This window comes from Syntrophotaleaceae bacterium (assembly GCA_041390365.1).
Taxonomy (GTDB): domain Bacteria; phylum Desulfobacterota; class Desulfuromonadia; order Desulfuromonadales; family Syntrophotaleaceae; genus JAWKQB01.
Window position 1 is genome coordinate 353838 of sequence record JAWKQB010000001.1, and the last position, 24981, is coordinate 378818.

The following is a 24981-nucleotide window of genomic DNA, read 5'->3' on the forward strand; positions in this document are numbered from 1 at the left end:
AAGGCGGCGCCCGCTATGAAGGATTTCGAATTCAGATATATGGAGGAATATCTCAAGAACAGTGGTGTGGAGTGCTACCGCTTTATGGACCAGAGCAAGGTCGAATCTCTGAAACAGAGCGGAGCGGAAATTCTTTTCTACTCCTTTTTCGGTGAAAACCCGTTTACCGGGGATTGTGAAACCATACTCCTGGTGCGAAAAAAATTCGATTCTCCCCCTTCGCCGACCCTGCTGCATATCGTGCGGAAATTCGGCCAGGAGCTTGTTTGCCGGGAGAAGGCGTCCGGGGGGGCGTCCACCCAATAAAAAAGACATCTGCCGCAGAGGGCACCCGCAGCAGATGTCCTATCGTCATTGATTCCCCTCACATCGGGCCATCAACTCCCCTGCTATCTGGCGAAACACATCAGCAGTTGGACCCTGGGAGTGGCTTGCCAGAAATGGCTTGCCGTTGTCGCCGCCGATGACCACGGCGGGATCGAGGGGGATGCTGCCAAGGAAGGGGGTTTTCATTTTTTCCGCCAACTGTCGGCCTCCATCCTGTTTGAACAGGGCGATCGATTCCCCGCAGTGGGGACAGGTCAACCCGCTCATGTTTTCCACGACTCCGAAAACCGGAAGGTCGAGTTTGCGGCAGAAGGTGATCGATTTCTGCACGTCCAGCACGGCAACATCCTGAGGCGTGGTGACAATCACAGCACCCGTGACCGGTCCTCCCGCCGAAGTCAGATATTGAACCGCGGACAGGGGTTCGTCCCCGGTCCCCGGGGGACAATCGACAATCAGATAGTCGAGTGTACCCCAATGGACATCTTTGAGAAACTGCTGGATCAGATTGGTTTTCATCGGTCCTCTCCAGATCACGGCATCGCTGCCGCTTTCCAGTAGAAAACCGATGGAAATGGCTTTGAGGTTGTGCAGACAGGCGACCGGTTCCAATCCTTCAGGCCCGTTCATCAGGCGCTGTTCCTCGATGCCCAGCATTTTCGGGATGCTGGGACCGTGGATGTCGATGTCGAGCAGTCCGACGCTTTTCCCCTCCTGAGCCAGGGCCAGGGCGAGGTTGACCGCCATAGAGCTCTTGCCGACCCCGCCTTTTCCCGACATCACCAGAATTTTGTTTTTGATACCCTGCAGAGCGGTTTTCATCTGTGCTCGCACCTGACAGGGGGAAGGCTGCTGACTGCCTTCCGGGCAGCTCATCGTGTTGGTTTCCATGGTCTTCGTTCCTTACGCTAGTGATCGCAGCAGTTTTCCCCTGTCTGCAGGTTTCCGTCCAGATACGCCGCAATCAGATCCTCTGGAGATAAAGCCTGGGCGCCGACCAGGACCGAGATGGATTTGGCGGCGAACAATTCCTGCGCCCGCCTGCCCATGCCTCCGGCAATGATCAGGTCAGTGCCTAGTTCGGCCAGCCACTTGGGGAGGACCCCCGGCTCATGGGGCGGCGGTTCATGGAGGGTTTTGCCGAGTATTTTCCTGTTTTGGGGGTCTACTTCAATCAGGGCGAAATGTTCGCAGTGACCAAAATGAAGGCTCAGGGCCCCCTGATGCAGAGGAATGGCTATCTTCATTGTCGAGCTCCTTTCGTGGGTTGATAAACCAGGCGCCCGGCCGCCTGTCGTTATACTTCTCAAGAGACTGTCAGGATCAGTTAGCTCAGCAGTCCGCTCACCGTTCTCCAGAGCTGCCGCAAATCGTCGGCGGCCCCATCCTGTGAAAATTCAACCAGGGTCTGTCGATGGACCTGGGCTTCGGTCGCCGTCTTTTCATAACGGATCCGGCCGGCCAGGGGAATTCCCTGCTTTCGAACCTCCTTTTCGATATCCGCGGTCATTTCGGGGTTGATGTCCCATTTGTTGACGCAGACTGCCAAAGGGACTCCGAAATGGCCGGCCAGGTCGATCGCCCGCTGAAGATCGTGACGGCCGCTGAGGGTGGGTTCGGTAACCGCCAGCACGAGATCGGCACCGGTTATCGAAGCGATGACCGGACAACCGATACCTGGCGAGCCGTCGATGATGACGAGGTTCCGGGATCTTTTTTCAGCCAGTTCCTTGGCGCGGCTTCGCAGCAGGGTCACCAGCTTGCCGGAATTCTCCTGGGCGATGCCGAGTCTCGCATGCACCATCGGCCCGACCCGGGTTTCAGAAACGAACCACTTGCCGTTGACGGCCGGCACCAAATCGACGGCGTGATTCGGGCAAAAATGGTGGCAGACCCCGCAGCCCTCGCAAGAGACGGGGTCGATGCGAAATTTTTCCTCTTCGTTTAGGATTGCATGAAAGCGGCACAGTTCCTGGCAGTATCCGCAGGCTTTGCAGGCCTCAGTTCTTATTTCCGCCCGGTTTCCTCCGGAAAAATCCTGTTGCAGCAGGATTTCGGGTTCCAGCAGCAGGTGCAGGTCCGCCGCATCCACATCACAATCGGCCAGAACCGCTCCTTGGGCCAGGACTCCAAAGCAGGCGGCCACCGTGGTTTTCCCGGTTCCTCCTTTGCCGCTGATAACCACCAGTTCCTTCATGGCTGAATCCTTTCCCCGCCGCTAACGTTAAGGGCGATGGCTGCGGCCAGGGCGGAGAACCTGGCCTGGAACTCCGGCAGAACCTCGCTGATCATTTCACCCCGGGAATAGGCTTCGGCAACCCGCCGATCATCGGGAAACTGTGCCAGAAGTGGGATCTTCTCCTGGCCGCAGTAATCCAACACTATCCGGTCGTGACGGCCGGCGCGGTTGAGGATGACGCCGAAAGGCAGTTCAAGGGCGCGTACCATCTCCACGGCAAGCTGCAGATCGTTCAGCCCGAAAGGGGTGGGTTCAGTGACCAGAGCAACGTAATCAGAGTCCCGAATGCTTTCAATGACAGGGCAAGAGGTGCCGGGTGGCGCATCGACAATGGTGACCTCCGCGGGTGTTGCCTTGGCTTTCAAGGCTCTGATCAGCGGCGGACTCATCGCTTCGCCGATATTCAGCAGCCCCCTGGCGAAAGCGATTGACCCGGCATGTCCCAGATCGATTTTTCCGATCTCCCTCGGAACCTCTGAAATGGCCTGCATCGGGCAAACCAGACGGCAGCCTCCACAGGCATGGCATAGCTCGGGAAAGGCGAGCACCTGGCGCGAAAGACAAAGCAGCGCATTGTAACCACAGAAATCGGCGCAGGCTCCGCAATGGGTGCAGAGGGTAGGATCAATCTTTGGAATCAGGGTGGTTGCCGGTTCATGAGCTGAAATGTCTGGTTTCAAGAAGAGGTGGCTGTTGGGGGCTTCGACATCGCAATCCAGATACGAAATCCCCCACCCCGATCGGGAAAAAATACCGGCCAGGTTGGCGGCGACGGTGGTCTTGCCGGTGCCGCCCTTGCCGCTGGCGATGGCGATTTTCATGGTCAGACTCTTCCTGTAGCGTCATTGCTGGTGGCTTCGAGAAGCTTCCCCTGGGTGCAGGCCTGCATCGCTTCCAGAACAGTCCCTGTGGCGCCATGATAAACTTTGATTCCTGCAGCGGTCAGGGAGTGAAAAGCCTTGGGTCCGATCGCTCCGGTTATCAGGATTCGGGCTTCCTGATCCACGATTTTCTGGGCTGCCTGGATGCCGGCGCCGTGAGCTGCGTTAATGCCGGTGCTGTTGTCAACGGACGCCCATGTTTCTTTTTCCGGGTCGTAGATCATCAGCCAGGGAGCGCGGCCGAAACGAGGGTCGACAGGGCTTTCGGGAGTGGGATTCTGGGCGGTGATGGCGATTTTCATCAATCTTTTTCTCCTTTATGGATGTTGGCAACAGGTGTCCTGCATCTGCGGTTTTTGTTTTCACAACAGGGAACTGGTGGCGTGGGACCGTCCGCGGCCGGTGCCTTCATGCCACCTTCAAGGAACCGCCGCAAGACATCATCGATGTCCCCCCAGATACCCCAGAAAACCCAGAGTCCTTCCGCCTTCAGGGCCGACTGGAAGCGGGGATGGATGCCGTCGCAAATGACCCCGTCAACCTTCAGTCTGTGCAGCCAGCGGGCAACGGAGGGTTCGAGCGCCGGTTCCCAGCGGCAGGCACGCAGATTCGACAAACGGTCGTCTTTTATGTCCACGAGGAAGAAGTCCCGTGCCAGCCCGAAGCGCGGCATGATCCGTCGGCCGTTGCTGGGGATGGCGATACGCAGGGAAATCTCCCGGTATTTTGGATCGGTCATGTCAGACTTCTATTCCAAAAGGCGTACCACATCTGAAAGGTTGCTTGTCGAAGTTAAAAATCCTGAAAAAACAAATAGATGGAATCTTGAACCGGAACTCTGCCGGAACCGGGACCGCAGGTGAGGTGTTGCAGATGCAACGCTGGCTTGGGGATTTTATGAGGATTCGAAAGGTAACCGGGGGGTTGCAGGGTGTTGCAGGAAAAGCAACGGTGTTGCGGAATGAAACGCCTGGCTCAGGCGAGATGGCAACGTTTCAGCCAACGCCAAAGGGTGGTACGGTTGATGCCGAGTTCCCTCGCAACGGCACTTCGGTTGCCTTGATGCCTTTTCAGTAGCGCGTCAAGGTGGTCGGGGTCGGGGGATGGGGATTTCCAGGATAAGGATTGCGGTTCGGGCATGCGATTCGGCGAGGACGGCAGCAGATCCGGGCCGATGGTGTCGCTGCGACCGAGAATGACCGCCCGTTCCACCATGTTGAGCAGCTCGCGGACGTTGCCGGGATAGGGATGGTTGAGGAGCAGGGTCAGGGCCTCCGGGGAAAAGCCGCGGATACGCTTGTCGTAGCTCTTGTTGAAACGGTCGAGGGCCAGGTCGAGCAGGAGCGGGATGTCTTCGGCTCTTTCCCTGAGTGGAGGGATGGCGATCTGCACCACATTCAACCGAAAAAACAGGTCCTGCCGGAAAGTACCTTCCTGCACCATGGTTTCGAGCTGACGGTGGGTGGCAGCCACGAAGCGGACATCGGCCCGGCGCGACCGTTTCGCTCCGAGAGGTTGATATTCGCGGTTTTCAAGGACCCGCAACAGTTTGACCTGCAGCGCCAAGGGCAGGTCGCCGATCTCGTCGAGAAACAGAGTCCCGCCTTCGGCCTGGGCCAGACGGCCGGGACGGTCCTCCACCGCACCGGTGTAGGCCCCCTTCCTGACGCCGAAAATTTCCGCTTCCAAGAGCTGCTCCGGCAGGGCGCCGCAATTCACCACTACCAGGGGATGATCGCGGCGGGGGCTGAGATCATGCAGGGCGCGGGCGAACAGCTCCTTGCCGGTACCGCTTTCCCCCTGCAGCAGCACGGTCGCATTGCTGGCGGCGACGTCGGGGAGGATGTCGAACAGGCGCCGCATGGCCGGGTTGCGGCTGAGCAGGTCGTGGAAGGAATACTTTTCGGTGATTTCCTGTTTCAGCGCATACAGGCGGGAGAGGTCGCGAAAAGTCTCCACGCCCCCGACAGGGTGGCCTTCCGCATCCCGCAGCACCGAGGCACTGACTGAAATGGGCAGTTCCCGGTTGAACTTGTCGAGGATGTCGACTTCGAGGTTTTCCACATTTTGGCCGGTGGCCAGGGCTTTCGCAACCGGGCAGGCGGTAAAGCAGATGTTGCTGCGAAAAATCTCGCAGCAGGGTCGCCCTAAAGCCTCCTTCTGTGAAAAACCGGTAATCGACTCCGCGGCACGGTTGAACCACGTGATGCGCATGTCCCGGTCGACGGTGAAGACACCGTCGGCAACGCTGTCCAGAATCGTGGCGAGATGTTCGAGCAGTTCTGTTGGAGTTTGGCTCATGGGGGCAGCATACTCCATTTTGCCGAACAGGTCCATAAAACAGCCGCTTGAGTTTTCCCGCTTTTCTTTTTTCATTAATATAATAGTAAAAATCAAGTTATGGTTCTGCAAGGCCTATGAGCAGAGTGAATTATAGTTTTAGTTTCATAAAAATTCTTTGTTGTTTCTGCTTCCATGGGACATTTTTTTTATGTTTTTTATTCATCTGTTTGCTGTACATAATAAAAATGGCGGTTAAGATTAATGCCGGTTTTAATTCTATTTCTTGCCTCATCTGCGAAGAGGGAATCTTATGCCGACCAAATTCGGATTCGATGAAAAAGAGACCATCCACGAAGAGGCGCTTCACCGACAAACTTCCTTATTGAAGGGCATTAACCGAATTTTTGAAGAGGCGCTTGTTTGCGAAACCGATGAAGAGTTGGGGCTCGTTTGCCTGCAGGTTGCGGAAGAACTGACTGAAAGCCGGTTTGGCTTTATCGGGATGATCGGGGAAGGGGGGCTTTTTGATGACATCGCCATCAGCGACCCCGGGTGGGCGGTTTGCAAGATAGAGGGTCATCGCAGTCACCGAAAACTGCCGACCGGCTTCAAGGTGCAAGGCATCTATGGCCGGGTTCTCCTCGACGGAAAAAGTTTTTTCACCAATGATCCCTCCTCGCATCCCGACAGTATCGGCCTGCCCCAGGGACACCCGCCGCTTGACGCTTTTATCGGTGCCCCTCTCAATTATGGAAAGAAAACCATCGGCCTGGTTGCCTTGGGAAACCGCCAGGGCGGATACCGGGAAATGGACCGGGATGCATTGGACGGGTTGGCGAAAGCCATGGTGCAGGCGTTCATTCATAAGCATGAACAAACGGCTCGCAAAAAGAGCGAGCAGAGACTGGCGGCGGAACTTGACATTGCCCGGCGCCTGCAACAGACAAGTACCCACCTGTTGCAGACCGATAGGATCGATTCCCTCTATGACCAGATTCTGGATACGGCCTTGGCTATCCTGAAGGCCGATTTCGCCACCCTTCAAATGTTCTGTTCTGAGCAAGGTGAGCACGGAGAACTCAGGCTTTTGGGTCATCGCGGACTTCCTCCAGATGTCGACCAAGCTGAGTCCTTGATCAGCCCGGTTTCCGGGGCGGTCTGTGGAAAGGCTCTGGATACGGGACAAAGAGTCATTGTCCCGGATATCGAAACCTGCGAATTCATCGATCGAGATAGCCATCTGGACATGTGTCGCAAGACCGGCATCAGGGCGATTCAATGTACTCCGCTGGTCTCGCGTTCCGGCGCCTTTTTAGGGATGATCGCCACCCATTGGTCGCAACCGCACGATCCGCTGGAGAGTGAACTTGGAGCCCTGGACATTTTGGCCCGACAGACAGCGGACCTGCTTGACCGCTATCGAGCAGAAGAGGCCTTGCGGGAAAGCGAGGAGCGGTTTCGATCCTTGATCCTGGCAAGTTCGGACGCGGTCTTCCGAATGGGGCCGGACTGGCGCGAAATGTGCCAGCTTCATGGCCGGAAATTTCTAGCCGATACGACGGAACCCTGCCGTAGCTGGCTTTCGAAATACATCCCGACAAAAGATCGGCGGCAGGTGATTGCAGTGATGGACGAAGCCATTCGGACCAGGAGCACCTTCGAACTGGTCCACCGGGTTCTGCGTTCGGACGGGAGTGTGGGCTGGACCTTTTCGCGAGCCATTCCACTGCTGGACGAAAAGGGCAGGGTTGTGGAATGGTTCGGGATGGCCAAGGACATTACCGAACGCAAGGAGGCTGAAGAAGCCCTGATTAAAAATGAGGCGAAGTACCGGTCGCTGTTTGAAAACATCGATGAGGGATTCTGCATTATGCAGATGATCTTTGATGACGCTGGAAAACCTGTCGATTTTCGCTTTCTGGAAACCAACCCCGCTTTCGAGAAACACACGGGACTGATCGATGCCCAGGGCAAGACAATCCGCCAGCTTTTCCCACGGCACGAAGAGCACTGGTTCGAAATCTACGGGCGAATCGCCCTGAGTGGACAGGCGGAGCGTTTCGAGAACTGGGCCGAACAGTTGCATCGCTGGTTTGACCTGTTCGCCTTCCGCTATGGAGAGCCCGAAAGCCGGCAAGTGGCAGTCCTTTTCAGCGACATCACCGAGCGCAAAAAAGCAGAGGCAGACATTGTCGAAGCAAGAAAGGCCGCCGAGGAGGCGAATCAGGCTAAAAGCGCGTTTTTGGCCAACATGAGCCACGAGATCCGGACCCCGATGACGGTCTTCCTGGTGGCTCTGGAAAATCTGCTGCAGCTCGAGCGAGACCCGCAACACTGCCGCCTTCTCGAATTGGCCGATAAATCAGCCAAACGCCTGGACGCTCTCATCGATGACATCCTCGATTTCTCCCGTATCGAGGCAGGGAAGATCGAGTTGGCGGATGAGCCCTTTGACGTTCGTGAAACTGTGCGGGAGGTTTTCGACATGTTCGACCTGCAGGCGGAGAAGAAAAACCTTCGGCTTATAACAGAAGTGGCAGAACCGGTGCCCCGACAGATTTTCGGTGATCGGGGCAAGTTGGGGCAGATTCTGACCAACCTGATCGGCAATGCCCTAAAATTCACTCATGAGGGGGAAATTCGGGTCAAAGTCGGCCTCCGTGAACAATCTCTGGAATTTTCCATAGCAGACACCGGCATCGGGATTCCGAAAGATAAGTGTGAAACGATCTTTGAAAGCTTTACTCAGGCCGACAGCTCGCTTACCCGGCAGTATGGAGGAACGGGCTTGGGCCTGACCATCAGCAGGGGGCTGGTCAAGTTGATGGGCGGTGAAATATGGGCTCGGCCAGGAGAGCAGGGAGGAAGCGTTTTTACCTTTACCCTTCCATTGAGAATTCCCGTTGAAACAGCGGGAAATGTAAGGGAGAAAAAGGCTTTTCCGCGTATTCTGGTAGTCGACGATGACCCGATGATTCGCCAAATGATTATCCTGTTGCTCAACCAGCGAGGCTGGCAGGTTGATGAAGCCGCTGATGGACAAGAGGCTCTGCAAAAATACCGGACCGGGCAATTCGAACTGGTCCTGATGGATGTGCAGATGCCGGAAATGGATGGTCTGGAAGCGACCGTGAGGATTCGCCAGGGGGATGCGGAGCAGGGAAGGCGTACCACGGTCATCGGCTTGACTGCTCATGGACAGAAGGAGGTCAAAGACAGGTGCCTGAGCGCGGGAATGGACAGCATTCTGACGAAGCCGATCAGAATGAAGGATCTATTTGGTGCTATCGAAGCCTCCCTGAAGTCATAGGAATCTGAGAGCGCCGGCCGAATGTGATTGAGCGGGCCTAAACACTCGCAGTCTTAGGGCCGGCCTCCTCGGTTTTACATTTCCATAACAAAAGGCCCTCCAAGAAATGGAGAGCCCTGTTGTTTTCATAGCTGAGGACCGCGGTCCTTTCAGTCTCAGAAAAATTATTGCTTTTGCCGCAGATAGTCGTCAATCGCGGCGGCGGCGGTTTTGCCGTCGCCCATGGCCAGGATGACGGTGGCGCCGCCTCGAACGATGTCGCCGCCGGCGAAGACACCGGGCAGGTTGGTGGCGCCGTTTTCGTCGGTGGCGATGTTGCCTTTCTGGTTCAGTTTCAGATCAGGAGCGGTTGCCGTCAGCAAAGGATTGGCCCGAGTGCCGATGGCGTTAACGACCACGTCCACCTCCAGTTCGAAGGTCTCGCCCTCGATGGCGACCGGTCGGCGGCGGCCGGAGGCGTCCGGTTCGCCCAGTTCCATTCTCTGACAGAGTAACCCCCTGACCCATCCCTTGTCGTTGGCCAGAATTTCCAGAGGAGCGCTGAGGAAGATGAATTCGATTCCCTCTTCCCGGGCGTGCTTGATTTCCTCGATTCTGGCCGGCATCTCTGTTTCAGTGCGCCGGTAGAGGATGATCGACCGGTCGGCTCCAAGCCGGCGGGATGTGCGCACCGCATCCATGGCGGTATTGCCCCCACCGATAACTGCGACACGCTGCCCGCGGACGATCGGGGTGGGCGAATCGGCCATCCATGCTTTCATGAGATTGACCCGGGTCAGATATTCGTTGGCCGAATACACCCCTTTGAGGTTTTCGCCGGGGATATTCAGCATGACCGGCAGGCCGGCTCCGTTGCCGATGAAAATCGCGTCGAATTCATCCCGGAGTTCACCCAGCGTGACTGTCTTGCCGACGATCACGTTGCACTCGATTTCCACCCCCACTTGCCGCAGGCGGTCCACCTCCAGGTCGACGATCCGTTTCGGCAGGCGGAACTCGGGTATGCCGTAGCGCAGTACCCCGCCGGTTTCGTGCAGAGCTTCAAAGACCGTCACCGAATGACCCATGCGAGCCAGTTCCCCGGCCATGGTCAATCCTGCGGGCCCCGATCCGACAATGGCCACTTTTTTCCCCGTGGCGGGAGCGGGTGATTCCTTTCCCACCTCTTCGGGGTGGTCCATGGCCCAGTCAGCGACGAACCGCTCCAGGTAGCCGACGGCCACCGGGGCATCTTTGCCGCTGCGGACGCATTTGATTTCGCACTGGGTTTCCTGAGGGCAGACCCGGCCGCAAACCGCCGGCAGGGTGTTGTCGCCGAGCAGAATACGGGCAGCTTCGGGGAGGTTGTCATTCGCTACGGCCTGAAGAAATTCAGGGATCCGCACCCGCACCGGGCAGCCCTGAACACAAGGCCTTGTTCTGCACTGCAGACAGCGCTGAGCTTCGCGAATCGCTTGTTCCTTGGACAGGCCGAGATTGACTTCCTCGAAATTGCGGTTCCGTTTTTCCGGGTCCTGTTCGGGCATTTCTACCCGATCGATGGCCATTCTTTCTTTTGGGGTCAGGTCATTTTTCATGTGTTACTTTTTCACTTTAATGATTTTATCTTTCATTTCCGGCGGCAGCTGCTCCAGCAGCCGGCATTCCTCTTCCCGATACATGCTGAGCCGGTCGATAAGCAGATTGAAATCGACCAGATGACCGTCGAATTCCGGGCCGTCGACACAGGCGAATTTGGTTTCGTTGCCGACTTTGACCCGACATCCCCCGCACATCCCGGTTCCGTCGATCATGATCGGATTGAGGCTGACAATGGTTTTGATGCCGTAAGGGCGTGTCAGCTCGACGACCGCCTTCATCATCGGTACCGGTCCTACGGCATAGATGGCTTGGGGACAGCGCTCGGGATCGTCGATGAGTTCCTGCAGCACGTGGGTCACGAATCCCTTGCGGCCAAGACTGCCGTCCTCGGTCGTGATCAGCACCTCGGAGAATACTCCCAGTTCCTCTGCCAGAATAACATAAGCTTCGGATCGGCCGCCAATGATGGTCTTAACTTCGTTCCCCGCCTCGGCCAGGGCTTTGGCAAGAGGGAAAAGCACGGCGGTGCCGACTCCTCCGCCAACGCAGGCGACCCGGCCCCAGTTTTCGATTTCGGTGGCCTTGCCGAGCGGTCCGGCAATATCGCGGAGGCTTTTTCCCGCTGGGGTACCTACGATCTGCAGAGTGGTGGCGCCGACGGCCTGGACGAAGAAGGTGATGGTTCCTGTGACGGGGTCGGCATCGCCGATGGTCAGCGGAACCCGCTCTGCGCCTTCAGAAGGGTGGACGATGACGAACTGGCCCGGTTTGCGGGCTTTGGCAATTCGCGGTGCCCGCACCACCATCCGGTGAAGATTCGGGGCCAGAATTTCATTCTCCATTACTTCGAACATGGTTTAATTCCCCTCAGGAGGAAAAAGGCCTGAAGCCGGGGCCCTGCAGAACCGGTAAGAAACAGTAAAAACCATCCGATGATAACAGCAATGGAAAACCAGTTCAACCATTTCTGCAAGGCGTGCCCAAAAAGTAGACAATTTGTAGAGCGGTGGTGTGCCGGATGTACCCAGGAATCCAGAAAAAGCCTAATAACGCTACCAGCAACAGAAAACTAGATCAACATTTATATAGGTGTGCCTAAAAAATAGACAGACAAGCAAGAAACCTGGGACGAATTTCCAATGGATGACGACAAAGGGTTTGATTTTCCTGTTAAATTCTGTTAGTTTTTCGGCTGACAGGAATGTGACCTCGGGTTTTTTCGAAAAGGATCGGCCAGTGGTCTCCCGCAAGTTTCCCAAGTATTAAGAGAAAGTAGAAGAGGGCCGGATTTTCATGTCGAAGCTACGCAGACAGGTGCTCACAGAGGCGCTTGAAGATCCGGATGAAAGTGTGCGGATGGCTGCAGCGCAGGCCCTGGAAAGGCTCGAGGCGGTCCTGGGTTTCGAGGATATACTCCAAGCTTTGAAAACTGGTGGCCGGGACCAGCAGATTCGTGCACTATACTCCCTTGAGCTCATTGACAGTCCCAAAGTTTTTCCGCCCCTTCTGGCAGCGCTTCAGGTTCGGGATCCCGATATACGCAGCACTGCCGTTCAGGTGCTGGGCAAAAAGCAGAATCCTCAGACGCTGAAAAACCTGGTTCGTCACCTTCAGGATCCCAATCCCGCGGTTCGCGTGCATACCGCCGAAGCTCTGGGCTTTTTTCCCGATCGAAGGTTGGTCCCTTTTCTGGCGGGGGTTCTCGGGGAGGACGATGCCGAACTCGTGAAAAGCGCCATTCATTCTTTGGGGAGGATAGCAGCGCCCGAGGCGGAAACCGAACTGGCGGCCCTGCTGAAACATCCCCGACCAGGCATTCGACAGGCAGCCGCCGAAGCTTTGGGCAGGCTGCGCCTGGAGGAGGCCAAATCCCCTTGACCTTTTAAGGTCTTTCTCACCCTCCTGAAATCTTCGTTTCAAAGGTAATCAACCGGGTTGATGCCTTTAAGAAAAGGATCCACTTCAGCAACGATCTGCCGAATTTCCCTGCTTGAAAGGTGCCGCAGTCGGGGTTCCATCAGCCGGCGTCCCTCCCTGTCGATCAAAACCTTCAACTGAATTTCATTGGGATTGTCGATCCCGACTTTGGCCACAAGACCGATTTCGTTATTGACGAGCCGGATCAGACTGCCTACAGGGTAGGGTCCGAGAGAAGCGATAAAGGCCTGAAGATATTGTGGATGAAGGGTCTTTCCCGCAGTTTTGCGCATATGGGACAGGGCTTCCCGGGGGGTGGCAGGCCGTTGATAGGAACGCAGGGTGGTGATGGCATCATAGGTGTCGGCAATGGTTGCCATGTCGACCATGGCCAGCGATCCCCGCAGAGGGACCTGGCTCGGGTAGCCATTGCGATTGAAACCCAGATGATGGCCCAGGACAATGTCTCTGGATTCCGGTGGTATCCCGTCCATATGGTCGAGTATCTCCGCTCCCAGGGAAGGGTGCCTTTTGATGTCGGCAAATTCCCGCTCCGTCAGGCGTCCCGGCTTGTTGATGATGGCCAGGTCGATCTTCAGTTTGCCGATGTCGTGCAGAAGACCTCCCAATCCCAAAAGACGCAGCTGCTCCTCGGTTTGACCGCACGCTCTGCCGATGGCCAGGGCGATGACCGAAACGTTCACCGAATGGGTAAAGGTGTAGTTGTCATAGTTTTTGAGCATCGAAAGGGCGTAAAGGGCATGAGGATCGGCGATGGTCATCCGCGCCATATCCTTGACCACCTTTTTCGCCTTGCGTGAGGATGGAATCCTGCCCAGCCGGACATCCTGAAAGATTTCATTGACCACGGTCAGGGCACGTCCGTAGATTTTGCGGGGCTCCTGATCCTCCTGGTCCTCGTCGTCCTCCCCGCCGGCCAGCCGGATATGCCTGACACCCTTTTCGGCCAGGAATCCCTCAAGACCTTCGCCCTTGACCTCCTCCTGCCTCAGGATTTCCAGAAAGGTGAATATTTCTTCCTGTGAGAGACCGGGAAGAAATTCCAATGCCTCGATTTCGAGGTGCTGAAGCAGACGCCCTATTTCCGTCGCCGAGGGGAATTCTTCCACAAACAGGTGCTCTCCCAAAAACAGAGTTCCCTGCAGAAGTCCCATCTTCAGGTTGTCTTTCAGGTGGAGCGCGGTGTTGAGGCGCTCCAGCAGGGTGTGAACCTGGCGCAGGACCGAGGGGTGTTCGGCCGGATAGAGCCGCAGGCCTTTATAAGCACCCGACATGCTCATCACGATCTGTCTGAAAAGATCCGTGCTCTGACTGAAAGACTCCACTCTCATTGACTATCCTTGTTTAATCTGGAAAGAGCCTGTTGTGCTGCGCGAGCCACCTGTTTCGAGGAGTCTGCGGCTGCGTTCTCCAAAAAAGGGATGGAACTTTCTCCGCCCAGCTGGCCAAGAGCCAGGGCCGCGTAGCAGCGCAGGTTGTCGAAGCGGGCTTTTCGCCATAAGGACCTCTGCTTCAGCAGGTGCTGCAGGAAAGGCTCCGCTTCCCGGGAGCCGATCGCGCCCAAGGCCTTGATGGCCGTTTTTTTCAATTCCACCCTTTTCAAAAAGGGATCGAATGACTTGACGAACCGGATCAGAGGCCGGACAGCTGAAGGATCCTTCATGACTCCCAGGGCCAGAAATGCTTGAATCCGGATTTCCTGGTCCGCCGTCTCGATCGCGTGAAGCAGACTTTTTACCGCAATAGGCCCGCCCATGCGGGACAGTGCCCGGACTGCTTCTTTAGCAACCCGAGGTTCCTTGTGATCGACAAAAGGGCGAATATGAGCGGCAACCCTGGGATCCTGGATTTTACCAAGAACCAGGATAATGTTCCGCACGACGTACCACCGGCTGTCAGACAGGGCCTCCACCAGAGCCGGTAAGGCTTCATTTCCCTGCCGAATCAACGCTTCGCTCAAATGGCGCCGGAACTGGGCATTTTCCTCGCTGGCAAGCCTGCCGATCAGAAAAAGCGTGGCCTTTTCCTTAAGGGCAGACAGGGCCTCGATGATGGAATCCCGGATTTTAGTCGGCAACTCCCTGGCACACAGACAGGCTGTCAGAAACTCCAGGATATCTATGGTGGCCAGTTTCTGCAGGATGGTGAGGGCCTCGCGACGCCGTTCCACACTGATGGAGGGGGCCGCACCTAGTTTCTTCATATACTGAATGGCCCTGATAACGCTAGGCAGCCCTTTGGCATGCAACTGTTCGCGAACCTTGGCAGGGACTTTGCCCGCCAGCAGGATGAATCGCTGATCGGAAGGTTCCCTTTCAAGTTGATCGAGGAGCCGGTCGAGATCGAGATTGGCTGACAAAAGCTCCTCAAGCGTATCCTGAGAGGGCATGCCGTTTGGGTCGGCGGCCGACTCCTGCATCATGTCCGCCTCATCCCTTCCGGGATTGACATTCTCTTCCTGGCCGTCTATTGCGCCTATGCTCTGTTCAGCCACCCGATCACGGATCGCCTGGATTTGAGCAAGATCGACCTCGTTCAGCCAGATGCTTGTCACCTGGGCATTCAGGAGAAGTTCCTGAAGACCTCCGGCCTTCTGGATTTCAGCGGGGGAGAGGGCGATAGAACGGGCAAAGGCGGAGAGATCGCCAGCTGTGAGGTCCGGCAGGATCAGAATCCTGTAAACCAGTCGGGCAAAAAAGGAAAAAGCCAGGTTTTTCAGGACCGGCAGATCTTTGCCTATGGGAGTCTGGCCGATCAGAAAACCGTCCTTGCGCACGGTCAGGGTCAGGGAGCTCTCCAGCAAGAGAGGTTTGAAAAGCTGCAAAGTTTCGCTCGAGGCTGCCTTCAGAACGGGGTGGGTGGAAGGATAATACCGAACGGTCTGCAGCAACTTGCTGAGATGGATCAAGGCTGCCATTACGGTATCGTACTTATCCGGCCTGATGCTGTCGCCACTCATCGCAATCTCCTGGTGGCACCGAATGCCAGCCGTACCACCCTTTCAGCCCGTTCTTTTCTCCTTGAAATCAAACATTCTCTTGGAACTGCAACAGTTATGCCCGAAGGTCCATCAAAACGCCCTGCAACAACGGATCCAGACCCTGTAACAGGCTCTACAGGTTGCAGGAGGTCAGCATTTTTCTGGCGCTGTTTCCGATTACTCGCCGCTTTCGAGTTTGAACTCGAATGTGTTAAGGTTTGTTCCCGGGAGATTGGCGCCAATCTAAGGCATCCCATTCCGGGAAAAAGTTCTGTTGGACGGCAAGGGGGGTGTGCTAATGGGTACAAATACCAGTATTTCGTCTCAAAATAAACCTTTTTGTAACAAGCAGCGTCGGGGAGCCGGCATGGTTCTGGGTTTGACCGGGGGGATCGCCAGCGGCAAAAGCACCATAGCTGATATTTTTCGGCAGTTCGGCGCGGCGGTGGTCAGTGCGGATGTTTTGGCAAGGGAGGTTGTACGTCCGGGCAGTGCCGTTCTTGCCGCCATAGCCGAACATTTCGGACGGGGAATTTTGTACGAAACCGGCAGCCTGAATCGCAAGGCCATGGCCGAACTGATTTTCAGGGATCCCGGTGCCCGGTCGGCTCTGAACACCATCACCCATCCGGCGATTGCGGAACTGGCGGATCGAAAATTCGACGAGCTGAAAAGGTCGGGTGCCCAGTTGATCGTTTACGATGTACCGCTTTTATTCGAGGCAGGGGCCGAAAGGCAGGTCGACAAGGTTCTGGTGGTAAACCTCGATCGGGAACAGCAGTTGTTGCGCCTGCAGAAAAGGGACGGCATCAGTCTCGACCAGGCGGAGAAAAGAATTGCCTCCCAGATGCCCTTGCGCGAAAAGGTGGCGCGGGCGGATTTCGTTATCGACAATTCTGGGTCGTTGGAGGAAACCGTGAGACAGGTCAGAGAGTTGCTGGACCGGCTGGGGGCGGGTCCCGGGATTCCCAGTAAGCCAGGGTGTTCTGGATAAGGTCGAAGATTTCCTCCCTGCGGGGATTCTCCTCCTCCGTCAGAACATGCCCCACTTCGGGTCCGTAAAGGTGAAAAACCTTGTGAGGGCTGGCCAGGCGCCGGAACAGGTCCAGGCTGCTGTCGACCCGAATGGTGCGATCGCCTTCACCATTGACCATGAGGACAGGGATGCGGACGTCCTTCAAGTCCCGTTTTACGGTTCGACACAGACGGTTGAGCTGATGGACTCCGTTCACCGGCCGGCGGGTATAGTAATGGTCAATCAGGTGCGCCGCCAGAGGTCGTGACTGGTACTTGATCAGAAAACGCAGCAGACCGGCAGCAGGAGCCAGCCGATGGCGAACCCGAAGAAAGGGCGACAGCAGCACCAGACCTGCCAGGGGCAGTTCCTTGGCCAGCTGAAGAATGAGCAGGGCACCGGTGCTCAGGCCCACCGCATAGATCCGTTCAACCTCCCGCCGCAGTAGATCAAACCCCTGGCGAACCGCCTGTTGCCACTCCTCCTGGCGGCGAATGGCAAGATCTTCGGGTGACGTCCCATGGCCGGGCAGGCGCACCCCTTTGACCAGAAAACCTTTATCAGCAAGCATTCGGCCCAACGGCCGCATTTCCCAGGGCGTGGCGGTGAAACCGTGCACCAGGAGGATGCCGCAGCCGTTGGGAAGATCGGGGGTCAGCAGAAAGGGCAGGTGTTCATCGTGAACGACGCCCTGCTGGCGGGCCTGCAGTATGATGTGCTCTATACTGCAGAAAGGGCCGTCGACTTTCACTTGTGAAAGCCGAGCCTGGTGGAGAGTTCCTCCGCTGCCCGCACAACCAGGGGCGTCAGTTCCCGTTCCACCCGCTCATCAGTCAAGCGGGTCGATGGACCGGAAATACTCAAGGCCCCTACGATCCGGCGGGTGTAGTCACGGATGGGTGCGGCGATGCAGCGGACCCCGAGATCGAGCTCTTCATTGTCGAAAGCGTAACCCTGAACGGCAACCTTCTGCAGCTCTTTACGAAGGACTTCGGGGTTGGTGATGCTGTGAGGCGTATAGCTCTTGAGTTCCTTTTCGGGAAGAACGCTGTTCAGTTCCTCGTCCGACATGAAAGCCAGGTGGACCTTGCCTGCCGCGGTGCAGTGAGCGGGAAGCCGTGATCCCACACGGGAGACGACCCTTACGGTGAGATGGGTTTCGACCACATCGAGATAGACAATATAGCCTTCTTTAAAAATGGCTACATAAGCGGTTTCGTTGCAATCCTCCACCAGTTTTTCCAGCACGGGCTTGGCCTGGTGCAGCAGACCCATTTTTTTGATGAAGGTCTGACCGAGTTCCAGGGATTTCAGCCCAAGCCTGTAGTTTTCGGTCACCTTGTTCTGTTCGATGTATCCCCTGAACTCGAGTGTGGCGAGCAGACGAAAAACATTGTTTTTGTGAAGCTTCAGCCGCTTGCTGAGCTCGGTCACGCCAAGTTCGTCCACGTCGTTGCCGTGAAACTGTTCCAGCAGGTCGAGGGCATGGGAGACCGCCTGGATCATATACTCGGATTTTTCTTTCTTGGCCATGGTGGGGGTCCTTTTTCCCGGGTGCAAAACCGCCTGAAATAGGGCGGAACAGTCAATTTTTTAAATGAGGGGGAACGGCCTTTCGGCATTCCTCTGCCGAAGATCCCTCCTGTTTTTTTCGGGGTCTTCAAAGGATGAAGATGCCCGCTGAAAACGTCCTGTTCAACCAAAGAGATTTTTGAAATATAAAATTATGTTTTATGAAAGTCAACAGTTGGCGGAATGAATTTCATGGACCCTTCAAAGCTGAGTGAGTGATATTCTAAGGGCCGTATCCGTCAATCATATTGAGAATTTCAGGTACTTGGAACCGTTTCCCACTCGCAGTATGGCGACTCGAAATTCCGGAGTTGTTCCAAATTTCCCCTTGTGTTGGTCCTGTCTTCTGCACGATCCTGGGCCCGGTTTGTACGCTGTTTTAAAAAGCAAAGGTTGTGCCAGTCTTGCCGCAAAAATTTTAACCTGTTCTGCTGTTGGCGGGTTAGGGTCTGGGGGTGTTCAAGGTCGTCCGTCAGGGACCGGCTGGCAGGGGTTTCATCACCTCGCGCAAGAGGCTGGTGGCGTAACTGCCCTTTGGGAGCGAGAAGGACAGGAGCAGGTCGGCACCTTCCTGGACGACGCGAACATCCTTCAACGGAACTCGCAGGGGTCGACGCTCCCCTTCGAGGGCAAGCCCTTTTGGCGATCTGAAGCGGTTCAGGTCCAGTTTTTCCTTTTCCAGAAGGCTTTCCTCGATAATACCTGCCTGGCCGGACGCCAGCCGGACCTTGAAGCCGTACATGGGTCCAGACGGACTGATTTCCAGCCGGTCAGCTCTAGGCTGTTCGGCACCGGGATCAGTCACGACGAAGCAGGCTCCGTTGTCATGCTTGAAAGCCAGGTCGCCCGGCCAGAGGAGGTCCAGACTGGCGAGTCGCATGGCCACGATCCGATCGAACAGGCTGGACTGAAAAGCCGAAAGATAGAGTTTCAGCAGCTTGTGGGGCATTTTGAAAACAGCCTTGTCGATGGGCATACCCCTGATCAGATCCTGCAGCAGATTGCGTTCCGGGCGCATGCGGTCGGGCATTTCAGCCAGGGCTTCGGACAGGCGGCCTGCGGCGAAGAGTTCGGCCGCTCGACGCCAGCGGGGGTTTTCGATTCGTTCGGGGGCGCCGATGATCTGGCGGGCGGCTTCCTCGAAATCTTCCCGCAGAATCGCCCCACCGATGAGATGGGAATTGCCCAGTACACCGTACCGTTGCTCTCCGAAAAAATTGGGGACGCCGGTCATTTCCAGGATGTGCAGAATATCCCGGGCGCGGTCCAGGGCGCCGGGCACCGTATTCCGGATCCGGATCAGAAACCGGTTGCCGGCAAGATGGCCCATACGCAACTTGTTTCGGTGAAAGGCGGCTGAAAGGATCCGGACGTCCTCCAGTTCAAGGGCGAGGGCCTGTTCCGGTTGGACGCGGGGTATGGAGATGGTCTGCCGGGTGGTCGCGCAGGCGTCCTTGATTCCGGCATAGCCGATTTCTCTTTTGTCGGCACTCAAAGCTTTGGCGAGCCGGTCGATCAACTCAAAAGTCGTGATCCCCTTTTTTTCCACTGTCAGATAGAGATGTTCCCCCTCTCCGCAGGGTGGGTAAAGGGCAATCTCTTCAACATAAAAATCCTCGGGGGTTTCCTTGATGCTGCCCCCCGTGCCGGGATGGGAACGGGTCAGGAATTCATTCATGGCCGACCGTGCTCCATGCAGTGCGAAAGCCGGGGTATACCGGCGGGATTGCCGGAAGCGGGGAATTGTGAAACTCGACCTTCCGGCAGTGGATGAAGTAGATCGGCTGGTTCTTTTCCAGAAATCTCCGCATGTACTTGGATTTGGGATAGCAGGCCGGAACCGTCTCCCAGGGAGAGGCCAGGCAGTTGCAAAAGCCGGGCAGGGTGGGGTGGAGGTCGGCCACCTGCAGGGCATAGTCGGTAAAATCGGAACTGAAATAGAAGTCGGCACCCGATTTCAGGTAATGAAGAGCAGTCTGCAGAAATCCGCGGTTGACCAGCCTGCGATCCCGGTGGCGCTTTTTCGGCCAGGGATCCGGGCAGTTGATGTAGATGGCTGAAAGGCTTTCCGGCTGCAGGTACCGGGCCATCAGATAGCGGGCCTCGATCCGCATGACCCTCACATTGTCCAGTCCGGCCTGATCGATTTTCTTGCAGGTCTTGTAGCAGCCTTTGTTGTAGATATCGATGGCCAGAAAATTGACGAGGGGTTTTTCCTGTGCAAGCTGCAGGATGAAATCGCCGATGCCGCACCCTATTTCAAGGGCCAGGGGGTTGCCATTGGCGAAAACTTCCTCGATGCTTCTTGCCCCGGCCAACCTCTCTTCGGTCAAAAAATTCGGCGAGTTGATGTCTATGATGCGTTGGGTCATGGAGACAGTCTTTCGTGCTTGGTTCACAATAGCCGGAAACCATAGCATAACCGCCGGAAGTGTTCAATAGGCTGTTTTTCTAAAGCAGGAGGCGGGAGGAGTGAGGAGTGAGGAGTGAGGAGTGAGGGGTCAATTCGAAGGATCACGAATTCCTGTCTCATGCCGGCAGGCTGCCGAGGCGCAGAAGGGTTATTTCGGGACGGCAGAGAAAACGGATCGGCAAAACGCTCGTGCCGAGGCCGCGGTTCAGATAGAGCGGAACCTGTTGCTTGGCGACCCGGTAAAGTCCAGAGACGAAGCGTCCGGAAAAACGGGGCATATACAGAGGCGGAAGAAAAGGCAGACGGATCTGACCGCCGTGGGTGTGTCCGCAGAGTATAAGGTCGATTCTGTCGCCGATCATGTCGTGGTCGAAAGCCGGGACGTGGCTGAGAAGCAGGTTGAGTCGCTGAGGATCTGCTGCCTGGCGAATCCGGTTCAGGTTGACGGATGCAGAGGGATAGTCCAGGCCGAGGATGGACAGGGGGATGTCCTGTATATCCAGATCGCGCCGCTCGTCGATGAGGAGCTCTACGGAAACCCGGGCAAAATGGCGGCGCAGATTTTCCCCTTCCAGACGGGCCCAATACTCCCAGTTGCCCTGCACGGCAAAAACGCCCCGTGCGGCCTTGATCAGACCCAGGAAGGTCAGAACCCCCTTCAAATTTTTTTCTTGCTCGAGGTAATCCCCCGTCAATAGAATCAGATCCGGGTTGAGCGCGTTGACCGTATTTGCCGCTTCTGCAAAATGGGGGGGTAAATCATGCAGGTGGAGATCGCTCAGGTGGACAATGCGCAGCTCCTTTCCGGGAGGCATTTTAGGCAAAGGCAGTAAGATTTCCTCGATTACGAAGGAGCGAGGTTCCAGCCACAGGGCGTCGCCCAGGCTCAGTGATCCTCCCAGAGCCAGGCTGGAGGCGAGAAACTTGCGCCGTGAAATGAAACGGAGATCTTTTGGCCGAAAGTCGTTTTTTTGCATGTATCCCTGCAGAATGGTCGGGCGGAACGGATGCTTTTTTAAGCAGGGCAATGTACCATAATTCCTTCACCGTGCCAATTCCATCCATTCAGGCGATAGCTTGATTTAATTATGATGTGGAGGAATTTCTTGCAGTTAGTGGCTCACGTAGCGGTTGCCGCCCCTCTCGACAAACCTCTCTCCTACCTGGTTCCCGATCCATTGCGGGATCGTGTCCGGACCGGTGTAAGGCTGAGAGTTCCCCTCGGTCGCCGTTTGGTGGTCGGTTTTCTGTTGCGTCTGGAAATGACCGAGGTCGCCGAACTCAAGCCTATATGCGAGGTTTTGGACGAGGAGCCGCTTTTCGGCAGCACTATGGTGCCGTTTCTGGAGCGGGCCGCTGAATACTACTGCCATCCCCTCGGCGAGGTGTTTCGTACCGCCCTGCCTGCCGGTCTGGCGAACGAGAGGCAGCGGGTGGCCATTGCCACCGAGCGTTTCCTCTATCTGCGGGAACCGGAGGTTGAGGTTGTCGGCCGAAAGCAACAGGCGATCCTGAACCATCTTCGCGAGCGGAAAACTCTGTCCATGGAGGAATTGGGGCAGCTCGTCGACAATCCCGGGCAGAGTTTGCACCGGCTGATAGACAAAGGGGTTGTCGGCGAAAATTTTCTGGAAAAACGCCGCGATCCTTTCGCCGGGGAAGCGCCGGAGCCCGATAAAGCGGTGGTACCCGGTCCTGAGCAGTCTGCGGCTCTGGCCGCCATCGGTCAGTCATTGCAAAGCGGTCAATTCACCCAGATTCTGCTCCATGGCGTCACCGGCAGCGGCAAGACCGAGGTCTACCTGCGGGCCATCGAGCAGGCTATTGCAGGCGGAAAGCAGGCCCTGGTGCTGGTGCCGGAAATCGGCCTGACTCCGCAGCTGGTCGGCCGTTTCCGGGCACGTTTCGCCGATCGGGTCCGGCGCCTGGCGGTGCTTCATTCCGGGCTTTCCGACGGGGAACGTTACGATGCCTGGCGGGCAGTGGCGCGGGGAGATGTCGACATTATAGTCGGTGCCCGTTCGGCGGTTTTCGCGCCCGCCTCCCGGCTCGGCATCATTGTCGTCGATGAGGAACATGAAACCAGCTACAAGCAGGGAGAGGGATTTCGCTACAATGCGCGGGACCTTGCCTTGCTCAGAGGCCAGATGGAGGGGGCCACGGTGTTGCTCGGCAGCGCCACGCCGGCCTTGACCACCTTTTTCAGGGCCAGGCAGGGCCAGATCTCCTATCAGGGTCTGCCGTGCCGCATCCTCGATCGGCCGTTACCGGAAGTGAAGCTGATCGACCTTCGCCAGGAACGGCCCGAGGGCAGCCTGTCCGAAACTCTGCGCCAGTCCCTGCTGGAAAATCTCGAACGCAGGGAACAGTCCCTGCTGCTGCTTAACCGTCGGGGTTTTGCGCCCTATCTGCTGTGTATGGAGTGCGGCGCGACCCTGCGTTGCCCCAACTGTGAAATCACCCTGACCTACTATCAAAAGCAGCGCCGGCTGCGCTGCAACTACTGCGATTTCTCCCAAAGTCCTCCGGACGTCTGCCCAGCCTGTCTGGGCTCCGGAATGACCCCTGAGGGGGCTGGAACCGAGCGCCTCGAGGAAGAGCTGGCAAATCTTTTCCCTGGGGCCCGCGTCGGCCGCATGGACCGCGATACCACCGGCCGCAAAGGGGCCCATCAGCGCCTGGTAAAAAGTATGGCTTGTGGAGAGATCGACATTCTCGTCGGCACCCAGATGGTGGCCAAGGGGCACGATTTTCCCGGAGTGACCCTGGTTGGGGTGGTCAATGCGGACAGTGCTCTCAACCTGCCCGACTTCCGGGCCGCCGAACGCTCTTTTACCCTCCTGACTCAGGTTGCCGGCAGGGCCGGGCGGGGAGAGAAACCGGGCAAGGTCCTTATCCAGACCTTCGTCCCCGAGCATTATGTTCTCGAGGCTGCCGCCCGCCACGATTATGCCGGTTTCTACGAGCAGGAAACAGCCATTCGCCGCGAATTGTCCTATCCCCCCTTCGGGTACCTGACCAATTGCGTCCTCGCCGGAAATGACCTGGTGCAGGTGGCGGAAACCGCCGCGGTTTTTGCAGACGAACTGGAGAGACTGAAGGGAAACCTGGCGGTCGAAATTCTTGGTCCTGCCCCCTGTCCGCTGAATCGGCTGCGTGGAAAATGGCGCTTTCAGATTCTGCTGAAAGCGGTGGAACGCAGCTCCATGCGCCGTATCCTGTCCAATATAGGCTCTTTGCGAGCCAGGGTGCCCCGGCGGGTGAGCCTGATCGTAGATGTCGATCCACTGGATATGCTGTAAAAAAGGGGAAGGGCCCCAAGGACAGCAGGGATTCCGGGTGCAGGATTAACAGCCGATCGGCAATTCGGTTCCCAGACCCTGCGCCCTGGCTTTTTCGAGGACCAGGGCTCCTACAGCCAGATCCTGGATGGCCATGCCGTGGGATTCGAACAGGGTGATCTGATCGGGGTCCCTGCGGCCGGGCACTCTGCCGGCGATGATTTCCCCCAGCTCCGGGGTCTGATGCCAGTTGATCCGACCTTTTTCCACAAGAGGGAGCAGATCGCCACATTCGCGAACGGCGACTTCCCGGGAGTCGACGGCAATCAGATCGCATTGGAGGAGCGTCTTTTCATCGATTTCGCAGCGGATCAGGGCGTTGCTTCCGACCGCGTTCAGGTGGGTCCCTCTTTCAACCCAGGGGTGGCATACCACCGGTCGGGGGGAGGTGGTGACCGTCGTCACGATATCGCTTCCGCTGACCGTTTCCCTGCCTTCGGCGGCGGGAAGAACCTCGATCCCCAGTCGCCGGCTGTTTTCCTCACAAAAACTTTTGAGACGTTGCCAATCCCTGCCCAATACCTTCACCTTTTTTATCGGCCGAACGGCACAGAGCCCTTCCAGCTGACCCCTGGCCTGCCAGCCGGTACCGAACAGTCCTACAACCGAGGATTCGGGACGGCTTAGCCATTTTGCCGCAATCCCGGCGGCGGCGCCGGTTCTGGTCATGCCGATCAGATCGGCTTCGATGATCGCTTCCAGGTTGCCATGCACGCTGTCATACAGGTAAAGCAGGAAACAGTTCCCCTCCTTGGTCGAGGTATAGGCCTTGTAGCCCAGGACCCCTCGCCCAGGCAGGGCTCCTTGGAGAATATGCAGGGCACCTTTGGGGATGCGGGTCCTCTCCCTTGGGATATTGACGGCGTCGCCAAAGGCATGATCCTTCATGGCCTGCTCCACCGCTTCCAGCGCCAGCGGCATGGTCAGGACTTGTTCGACTTCTTTTTCCTTCAGGAAAAGGGCCATCACGTCCTCTCTCTTCGATGGCGTATTGCAGACGGGGTTGACGGTGCCTGGTTTTTTAGCACCGGGCTTGCAATACGCAGTCTATCAGCTAAAATCTTTGCGGCTAATGAACGACGCAGACGGAAAAACAGTCCT

General features: G+C 56.8%; 22 protein-coding genes. 5 read left to right on the forward strand and 17 right to left on the reverse strand.

Going from position 1 to position 24981, the window contains the following annotated elements; translation table 11 throughout:
• Positions 1 to 15: 15 nt before the first annotated feature.
• Positions 16 to 306 carry a hypothetical protein gene (locus R2940_01725; GenBank protein ID MEZ4598488.1) on the forward strand — a complete coding sequence of 97 codons (291 nt, stop codon included), beginning with the start codon at positions 16 to 18 and terminating at the stop codon, positions 304 to 306.
• 45 nt (positions 307 to 351) lie between these two features.
• Here the strand turns inward: R2940_01725 and R2940_01730 are convergent, their stop codons facing one another.
• The 7 genes from R2940_01730 to R2940_01760 all read right to left on the reverse strand — a co-directional run bounded on the left by R2940_01730 (position 352) and on the right by R2940_01760 (position 5748).
• Positions 352 to 1218, reverse strand: a complete 867-nt coding sequence (locus R2940_01730; GenBank protein ID MEZ4598489.1) for an Mrp/NBP35 family ATP-binding protein — start codon at positions 1216 to 1218, stop codon at positions 352 to 354.
• Between the two features lie 17 nt (positions 1219 to 1235).
• The gene (locus R2940_01735; protein ID MEZ4598490.1) at positions 1236 to 1574 is read right to left on the reverse strand and encodes a NifB/NifX family molybdenum-iron cluster-binding protein; all 339 of its coding nucleotides are present in this window, start codon (positions 1572 to 1574) and stop codon (positions 1236 to 1238) included.
• 80 nt (positions 1575 to 1654) lie between these two features.
• On the reverse strand, positions 1655 to 2524 hold the full coding sequence (locus R2940_01740) for an ATP-binding protein (protein ID MEZ4598491.1): 870 nt from the start codon (positions 2522 to 2524) through the stop codon (positions 1655 to 1657).
• Complete coding sequence (locus R2940_01745) at positions 2521 to 3387, reverse strand: ATP-binding protein (protein ID MEZ4598492.1); 867 nt, start codon at positions 3385 to 3387, stop codon at positions 2521 to 2523. Before R2940_01745 ends, R2940_01740 begins: the two co-directional genes overlap by 4 nt.
• Before the next feature lie 2 nt (positions 3388 to 3389).
• Entirely contained in the window at positions 3390 to 3749 is a 360-nt protein-coding gene (locus tag R2940_01750; GenBank protein ID MEZ4598493.1) for a NifB/NifX family molybdenum-iron cluster-binding protein, read from the reverse strand.
• Entirely contained in the window at positions 3749 to 4186 is a 438-nt protein-coding gene (locus R2940_01755) for a NifB/NifX family molybdenum-iron cluster-binding protein (protein MEZ4598494.1), read from the reverse strand. The genes R2940_01750 and R2940_01755 overlap by 1 nt, the downstream gene beginning before the upstream one ends.
• Before the next feature lie 236 nt (positions 4187 to 4422).
• A complete protein-coding gene (locus R2940_01760) occupies positions 4423 to 5748 on the reverse strand; it encodes a sigma 54-interacting transcriptional regulator (protein ID MEZ4598495.1) in 1326 nt (441 codons plus the stop codon).
• A gap of 292 nt (positions 5749 to 6040) precedes the next feature.
• Here R2940_01760 and R2940_01765 point away from each other — a divergent pair, with 292 nt between their 5' ends.
• The gene (locus R2940_01765; protein ID MEZ4598496.1) at positions 6041 to 9040 is read left to right on the forward strand and encodes a GAF domain-containing protein; all 3000 of its coding nucleotides are present in this window, start codon (positions 6041 to 6043) and stop codon (positions 9038 to 9040) included.
• 164 nt (positions 9041 to 9204) lie between these two features.
• Here R2940_01765 and gltA read toward each other — a convergent pair whose 3' ends face one another.
• Positions 9205 to 10617 (reverse strand): NADPH-dependent glutamate synthase, encoded by a 1413-nt coding sequence (gene gltA, locus R2940_01770; protein MEZ4598497.1) that lies wholly within the window; start codon positions 10615 to 10617, stop codon positions 9205 to 9207.
• 3 nt (positions 10618 to 10620) lie between these two features.
• A complete protein-coding gene (locus R2940_01775; protein ID MEZ4598498.1) occupies positions 10621 to 11475 on the reverse strand; it encodes a sulfide/dihydroorotate dehydrogenase-like FAD/NAD-binding protein in 855 nt (284 codons plus the stop codon).
• A gap of 439 nt (positions 11476 to 11914) precedes the next feature.
• Here R2940_01775 and R2940_01780 point away from each other — a divergent pair, with 439 nt between their 5' ends.
• Entirely contained in the window at positions 11915 to 12499 is a 585-nt protein-coding gene (locus R2940_01780) for a HEAT repeat domain-containing protein (protein MEZ4598499.1), read from the forward strand.
• A 38-nt stretch (positions 12500 to 12537) separates the two neighbouring features.
• Here R2940_01780 and R2940_01785 read toward each other — a convergent pair whose 3' ends face one another.
• Together R2940_01785 and R2940_01790 are read right to left on the reverse strand one after the other, a co-directional pair.
• Positions 12538 to 13890, reverse strand: coding sequence for an HD domain-containing protein (locus tag R2940_01785; protein MEZ4598500.1), 1353 nt, complete (start codon positions 13888 to 13890; stop codon positions 12538 to 12540).
• Positions 13887 to 15518, reverse strand: a complete 1632-nt coding sequence (locus R2940_01790; protein ID MEZ4598501.1) for a HEAT repeat domain-containing protein — start codon at positions 15516 to 15518, stop codon at positions 13887 to 13889. The genes R2940_01785 and R2940_01790 overlap by 4 nt, the downstream gene beginning before the upstream one ends.
• Positions 15519 to 15906: 388 nt before the next feature.
• Between R2940_01790 and coaE the strand changes: the two genes are divergently transcribed.
• Positions 15907 to 16533 (forward strand): dephospho-CoA kinase, encoded by a 627-nt coding sequence (gene coaE, locus R2940_01795; protein ID MEZ4598502.1) that lies wholly within the window; start codon positions 15907 to 15909, stop codon positions 16531 to 16533.
• On the opposite strand, the gene R2940_01800 is transcribed toward coaE, so the two are convergent.
• The 5 genes from R2940_01800 to R2940_01820 form a co-directional block, all read right to left on the reverse strand.
• A complete protein-coding gene (locus R2940_01800) occupies positions 16466 to 17305 on the reverse strand; it encodes an alpha/beta fold hydrolase (GenBank protein MEZ4598503.1) in 840 nt (279 codons plus the stop codon). The two genes, coaE and R2940_01800, sit on opposite strands and share 68 nt — an antisense overlap.
• The gene (locus R2940_01805; protein MEZ4598504.1) at positions 17302 to 18087 is read right to left on the reverse strand and encodes an IclR family transcriptional regulator; all 786 of its coding nucleotides are present in this window, start codon (positions 18085 to 18087) and stop codon (positions 17302 to 17304) included. The genes R2940_01800 and R2940_01805 overlap by 4 nt, the downstream gene beginning before the upstream one ends.
• A gap of 511 nt (positions 18088 to 18598) precedes the next feature.
• Positions 18599 to 19804, reverse strand: a complete 1206-nt coding sequence (gene truD, locus R2940_01810) for a tRNA pseudouridine(13) synthase TruD (GenBank protein ID MEZ4598505.1) — start codon at positions 19802 to 19804, stop codon at positions 18599 to 18601.
• Positions 19797 to 20498 (reverse strand): tRNA (guanosine(46)-N7)-methyltransferase TrmB, encoded by a 702-nt coding sequence (trmB, locus tag R2940_01815; GenBank protein ID MEZ4598506.1) that lies wholly within the window; start codon positions 20496 to 20498, stop codon positions 19797 to 19799. Before trmB ends, truD begins: the two co-directional genes overlap by 8 nt.
• A 157-nt stretch (positions 20499 to 20655) precedes the next feature.
• Entirely contained in the window at positions 20656 to 21516 is an 861-nt protein-coding gene (locus R2940_01820) for a metallophosphoesterase (protein MEZ4598507.1), read from the reverse strand.
• Between the two features lie 138 nt (positions 21517 to 21654).
• Here R2940_01820 and priA point away from each other — a divergent pair, with 138 nt between their 5' ends.
• Positions 21655 to 23841 carry a primosomal protein N' gene (priA, locus tag R2940_01825; GenBank protein ID MEZ4598508.1) on the forward strand — a complete coding sequence of 729 codons (2187 nt, stop codon included), beginning with the start codon at positions 21655 to 21657 and terminating at the stop codon, positions 23839 to 23841.
• 45 nt (positions 23842 to 23886) lie between these two features.
• On the opposite strand, the gene R2940_01830 is transcribed toward priA, so the two are convergent.
• Complete coding sequence (locus R2940_01830) at positions 23887 to 24846, reverse strand: ornithine cyclodeaminase family protein (protein MEZ4598509.1); 960 nt, start codon at positions 24844 to 24846, stop codon at positions 23887 to 23889.
• Positions 24847 to 24981 lie beyond the last annotated feature (135 nt).